Below are 5,907 nucleotides of genomic sequence, written 5' to 3' on the forward strand. Positions count from 1 at the left end.
CCCCCCGCCGGACGGCGTTCGGGGAGGTCGGGACGGGTGCGCGGAAGGGGCGCGGGCGGTGTCGCCGGCCCTCCGGGAAGGCCTCCGGGGTGATGCGCGGAGGGTTCGGGGACGGCTCGGGGGCGGCTCGGGGCGGACGCCGGGACGGTCCGGAGGCGGCTCGGCGGGTGGGCCGGGGGAGGCCTCGCCGGCCGGGGTCGTACGGGGCCCCGGGCCGCTCCCCGTACCCGAATAGGCTTATGAACAGCCTGTGGACAACTTCGGTGGACAACCCGGGCGCCCCAAGGGTTCCAGGGCCTCGAATCGTCTCTTTGTTCGCATGTCGGGGCATGCGCGAGCGCCTCCGCCGCCCTAGCGTGGTGCCATGGCCGTATTCCCTGAGGGCACCCCGTGCTGGGTGGACGCGCAGCTTCCCGACCTCGAGGCGGGCAAACGGTTCTACCGAGAGCTGTTCGGCTGGACCTTCGACCCCGACCGGCACGAGGCCCTGCTCGACGGACGCCGGGTCGCCGGGCTGCTCCCCAAGCGGGACGGCCGGATGCCCACCACCTGGACGCTCTACCTCTCCACCCGGGACGCGGGCGCCCTCTCCGCCCGAATCAAGGCCGCGGGCGGCCAGATGGTCATGGAGCCGTATCCCGTGGGGCCGTTCGGCGTGCTCGCCCTCGCCGCCGACCCCGGCGGCGCGGTCTTCGGCATCCGCCAGTCCGGTGACGACAACGGCTTCGAGCGGACCAACGAGCCGGGCACCTTCTGCTGGATGGAGGTCTACACCCGGCGCCCCGAGGCCGTGGACACCTTCTACGCCACCGTCTTCGGCTACCTGGGCCGCCAGGCCGACCCCGCCGAGGAGGGCAAGGACCCCGGCTTCGACTACCGCGTCTGGTCGCCGCCCGGTTCCCGCCCCGGCGACGACACCGCCTTCGGCGGGCGGGCGGTCATCACCGACGCCTTCCCCGCCGAGATGCCGGGCCACGTCCTCGTGTACTTCGCCGTCCGCGACTGCGACGAGGCCTGCGAGACCACCGTCCGTCTCGGCGGCCGGGTCGCCGAACCGGCCTTCGACACCCCCCACGGCCGGATCGCCGTGCTCCACGACAACCAGGGCGCGCGTTTCGCGGTCATCGCGGAGCCCGCCGGGTCCCCGTCTTCGGGCTCCGAGCCGGCGGCACGTGATCGGGGCCCCGCGGACGACCTCACGGACCGGGCCCCGGCCGGCCGGGACCTCACGGGGCGGGGGCCGGCCGACGAGGACCTCATGGACGCGGGCGGCCCCGGCGCGCGGGACCCCGAGGACCCGGGCCCCGGGCCGGTACCCGTTGCCGACGCAGACCGCCCCGGGCCCGTACCCACCCCGGACGACGACCGTGGCCCCGACGCCCCCGATCCGGACCGCGACCCCGATGCGGGCCCGGGATCCGGGGCCGCCGGCCCCTCCGGGGAGAGCCCCTGGCCGCGGGACGAGGGCTTCACACGGCGGCCTCCCGCCGTGTGAGCCACCTCCCCGGACCATCCGGTACGAGATGAGCCGTCCGCTCCGCATGACCTGTGACACCCCGATCCGCCCCCGGGTTCGCAACCGGGGCTCCGGACAGGAACAATCAGGGCCACGGGGCCGTACCCTCATGGCCCGTACGGGGAGGTGGCAGGCAAGTGGAACAGCTGACGCAGCACGACCCGAGACGCATCGGGCCCTTCGAGGTGCTGGGCCGGCTCGGCGCGGGCGGAATGGGCCTGGTCTATCTCGCGCGCTCGGCGTCCGGCCGGCGCGTGGCGATCAAGACCGTGCGCACGGAGCTCGCGGAGGACCAGCTGTTCCGGGTCCGGTTCACCCGCGAGGTCGAGGCCGCCCGGGCCGTCTCGGGTTTCTACACGGCCGCCGTGGTCGACGCCGACCCGCGCGCCGCCGTGCCGTGGCTCGCCACCGCCTACGTACCCGCCCCCTCGCTCGAAGAGATAGTGAACGAGTGCGGGCCGCTCCCGGCCCAGGCCGTCCGCTGGCTCGCCGCCGGCGTCGCGGAGGCCCTCCAGTCCATCCACGGGGCCGGTCTCGTCCACCGGGACCTCAAGCCCTCCAACGTCCTCGTCGTCGAGGACGGCCCCCGGGTGATCGACTTCGGCATCGCGTCCGGCGTCTCCAACACGCGTCTGACCATGACCAATGTCGCCGTCGGCACCCCGGCCTACATGTCGCCCGAGCAGGCCCGTGACTCGCGGAGCGTGACCGGCGCCAGCGACGTCTTCTCGCTCGGTTCCATGCTCGTCTTCGCCGCCACCGGGCACGCGCCGTACCACGGTGCCAACCCGGTCGAGACGGTCTTCATGCTGCTCCGCGAAGGCCCCGACCTGGAGGGGCTGCCCGAGGAGCTGCGGCCCCTCATCGAGTCCTGCATGCAGATGGACGTCTCCCGGCGGCCCACCCCCGCCGACCTGCAGGCCCAGCTCGCCCCCCACCTCTTCGGCCCCGGCAGCGACGACAGCGGCACCGCCTCGGCGTGGCTGCCGCAGCGCGCCACCGCCATGATCGAGGCCCGGCGCGGCGGCCGTCCCACGGCCGCCCCGCCGCCGATGCCGCCCGGCCCGCCCCGCCGCCCCGCCGACCGTTCCGGTGACCCGCGCTCCCCGGAGCCGGCCGCCGTCGGCGGCGGCCGCCGCCCGGAACCCGCGCCGGTCGGCGGCGGCCGGCACGCCGGTCCCGCCGAGGAGGCCGCCGGGCCCGTCCGCCTGGGCGGTGCCACCGTGCCGATCGGCCCCGGGCCCCGGGTCGCCGACACGCGCGCCGCGCTCGCCGTGGGCCGGGGTGCCGACGCGGGCCCCGCCACCGGCTGGATCCGCCCGCCGATCGGTGGGCCGGGCGGCGCGGAGCCCGGCCCCGCCCCCGGCACCCGCCTGCCCGCCACGCCCGGCACCGGCCCCCACGGCGCCCCGCCGCAGGGGGCGCCGGCGCACGGGGCCGGCGAGGCCGCCGCCCCGCCGCCGGAGCCCGGCCGCTGGCGCCCCTGGCGTTTCCGCATGTCGAACGACGTGTGGGGGACCCCGGTGGTCGACGGGGACCTTCTCTACGTCACCTCCTTCGAGGTGCACGCACTCGACACGGCGAGCGGCCGGCGCCAGTTCAAGACGCGGGACGTCGCCTGGTCGATGGCGGTCGCCGGGGGCCGTATCCACGCTTCCGACGGACCCACCCTGTACGCCCTCGACGCCACCGACGGCAGCGAGCGCTGGCGGCTGCACACCGACGCGTGGGTGTACTCGCTCCAGGTCGACCGGGGCACGGTCGTCACCGGCACCCGGGGCGGCGGCGTCCAGGGCTGGGAGGCCTCCAACGGCGCCAAGCTGTGGGAGATCACCGGCGCGCAGACGGACTTCGAGACCCCGGAGGCGGGCCCGGCCGTGCACGGCGACACCGTGTACGTCTGGCGGAACGCCCGGCTCCAGGCCCTCGACGCCCGCACGGGCACCGAGCGCTGGTCGTACCCGGTGGGCGACGCCGCCTCCTGCGGCGGTGTGCCGGTCCGGGTGGCCCCGGCGGAGGACGGCTGTGTGTACGTCTCCGCCGGCACGCGGGTCCTGTCGATCGACATCGCCGCCGGGCACGTCCGCTGGCACTTCGAGGCGCCCGCCGTCTTCCTGTCGCCGCCCGCGTTCGCTCCCGGGCCGGCCGTCACGGGCGGCGGCGTGTACCTGGCCGACCACCTCGGCACGGTGTACGCGATCGACGCCACCACCGGCCAGGACCGCTGGCGGATCGCCACGGAGGCGCGCCAGTCGACCGAGCCGGTGCTCGTCGCCGACGGCAACATCCACGTGGGCAGCGGCAGCGCGCTCTACACCCTGGACGCGGTGACCGGCACCCCGCGCTGGCGCTTCGCGGCGGGCGGCGAACTCGTCGGCTCCCCCGTCGTCGCCGACGGCCGGGTCCACTTCGGCTCCGCCGACCACGTCCTCTACACCCTGGACGCGACGGGCGGCCAGCTGCGCTGGAAGCTCGCCACCGGCGGCGAGATCACCGGCTCGCCGGTCGCGAGGGACGGTGTCGTGTACGCGTGCAGCAAGGACCGCTGCGTCTACGCCCTGGACGCGGTCAAGGGCACGGCCACGGCGGGGCGGGGCGCGGCGCCGCGCCCGTAGGGCGTCTCGCCGTGCGGGATCCCCGGGGTCCCGGGGCTCGTCCGTCCGAGCCCCTGGGGTCCCCTAGGGGTTGTTCCAGCGGTCGCGGTCGGGGTCCCGTTCCCGGCCGTCCGGGTCGGGGACGTCGTACGACCGGGTCGGGGCGTCGTACGGGGGCGGCGCGTCGCGCCGGTCGTAGTCCTCGTTCCCGCCGTACCGGTCCCTGTTCGCGCGCGGGTCCGGCTCCGCGTACCGGGAGTGCTCCTCCGGTGGCGGTCCGCCGGGCGGGCCCGGGTGGGCCGTGTGCCCCGGGGGCGTCGACACCTCCTCGGGCGCCCGGCGCGAGCGGGCCCGGCCCGCCATCAGCAGGGCGCCGAGGAGCAGCAGCACCCCGCCCAGGAGCGCGAGGGCGACGCCCGTGCCCAGGCCGCCGCCGTCCGGGTCGACCGTGAGGCCGCCCTCGGCCTGCCCCACGCGCACCATCCACAGAATGGTGAAGCCCAGCACGACGAGACCGGCGAGGGCCACCAGCAGGCGCGAACGCAGGACGACACCCACGAGGGTGAGGAGTGCGGCGAAGGCGAGCGGCAGCAGGACCGAGCCGATGACCTCGGCCTTGGAGTCGGTGATGCCGGCGAACAGGTCCTCGATCCGGTAGTCGCGCCCGTGACGGCCGTCGTACCAGGCACGGAAGGGGCTCAGGACGGCGGCCGTCGCTCCGGCGAGGGCCAGGATCGAGCCGACGACGTTTCGGATCATCGGCGGCCTCCTTCGGGTCCGGCTCTCCTCCCGACGCTACGCCGCCCCCAGGAGCCCCGCCACGCGGCGCCCGGACTCTCGCTAGGGTGGCGCGGACACGACACATCCACGGGCGGAACGGGGAAACGGCGATGGCAAGGACGCGTCTGAAACTCGCGGCGGTGCTCACGGTGGTGGTCCTCGCGCTGACCGGATTCCAGACCGGCAAGGGCGGCAGCGGCGGCGGGGGCGGCAGCGGCAAGAGCCGCGGCGGCGACTCCGACGGCGGCGGCTGCTCCAGCTCCCGCAAGTCCAACAGCGACGGGGGCGACAACGGGGGCGGTTCCGGTTCGGACGACGTGTACGGCAACGACTCGGGCTCCGGCTCGGAGACGTACCCGACGGAGCCGGCGCCCACCGGCACGGCGACCACGGGCACGGCCCGCGTGACGGCCGAGGTGATCGACTGCGTGAAACCCGCCCGGAAGCGGACCAAGGGCAAGGCGGCCCGCGCCGCGGACACGGCGGGCGTCGTCCGCGTCACCCCGGCGGACTGGACGGTCAAGGGCACCTTCGAGGTCCGGGTGGAGTACAAGGACGCCCGGGGCGCGACGGTCGACGGCTGGACGGTCGACGTCACCCTGGGCGACGGCGGCCCGGAGACCGCCGACGTGTTCATGCGCAAGCCGAAGGCGGTCGACCGGGTACGGAGCTGCGTGGTCGCGGAGATCCGCGAACGCTGACGGGACGAGCGAACGCGAGGGCCAAGGGCGGCCTGCACAAGCGGAGTTGGGGGATCGGCGGTGCAACCGGCCGCCGAAGGGAAAGCGTCCTCAGGACAGTTGAGTACGGCGCCCAGCACCCACACCTCTCTCTGGAGCTGCCCGTGTCCTCGCCCTCCGCGTCCCCGCTTCCCGAGATCCCTCTCACCCTCACCCCGCAGCAGGCCGCCCAGGGTGTGATCATCACCGTCCGGCTGCCCACGGGGCCCGAGCACCTCACCGTCCGCCCCTGCCGCGACGGCGAACTCGTCGCCGCCCGCCTCGGCGAGGGCACCGT

The 5,907-nt window shown here is 75.7% G+C and carries 4 protein-coding genes; 3 read left to right on the forward strand and 1 reads right to left on the reverse strand.

Annotation, left to right across the window (positions count from 1 at the left end):
• Positions 1 to 364: 364 nt before the first annotated feature.
• A complete protein-coding gene (locus tag RIF68_RS24755; RefSeq protein WP_309053506.1) occupies positions 365 to 1,495 on the forward strand; it encodes a VOC family protein in 1,131 nt (376 codons plus the stop codon).
• Positions 1,496 to 1,653: 158 nt separating this feature from the next.
• Positions 1,654 to 4,131, forward strand: a complete 2,478-nt coding sequence (locus RIF68_RS24760; RefSeq protein ID WP_309053507.1) for a PQQ-binding-like beta-propeller repeat protein — start codon at positions 1,654 to 1,656, stop codon at positions 4,129 to 4,131.
• A 63-nt stretch (positions 4,132 to 4,194) separates the two neighbouring features.
• Here the strand turns inward: RIF68_RS24760 and RIF68_RS24765 are convergent, their stop codons facing one another.
• Positions 4,195 to 4,869, reverse strand: coding sequence for a hypothetical protein (locus RIF68_RS24765; protein WP_309053508.1), 675 nt, complete (start codon positions 4,867 to 4,869; stop codon positions 4,195 to 4,197).
• A 131-nt stretch (positions 4,870 to 5,000) separates the two neighbouring features.
• On the opposite strand from RIF68_RS24765, the gene RIF68_RS24770 reads away from it, so the two are divergent.
• On the forward strand, positions 5,001 to 5,591 hold the full coding sequence (locus RIF68_RS24770; protein ID WP_309053509.1) for a hypothetical protein: 591 nt from the start codon (positions 5,001 to 5,003) through the stop codon (positions 5,589 to 5,591).
• The last annotated feature ends 316 nt before the right edge of the window (positions 5,592 to 5,907 follow it).

It is taken from the genome of Streptomyces sp., from assembly GCF_031178505.1.
GTDB lineage: Bacteria > Actinomycetota > Actinomycetes > Streptomycetales > Streptomycetaceae > Streptomyces > Streptomyces gulbargensis.

Bases quoted from the DNA above. Each gene is read 5' to 3' on its own strand.
- RIF68_RS24765 (WP_309053508.1), bottom strand. From the start codon at position 4,869: ATGATCCGAAACGTCGTCGGCTCGATCCTGGCCCTCGCCGGAGCGACG.
- RIF68_RS24770 (WP_309053509.1), top strand. From the start codon at position 5,001: ATGGCAAGGACGCGTCTGAAACTCGCGGCGGTGCTCACGGTGGTGGTC.
- RIF68_RS24755 (WP_309053506.1), top strand. From the start codon at position 365: ATGGCCGTATTCCCTGAGGGCACCCCGTGCTGGGTGGACGCGCAGCTT.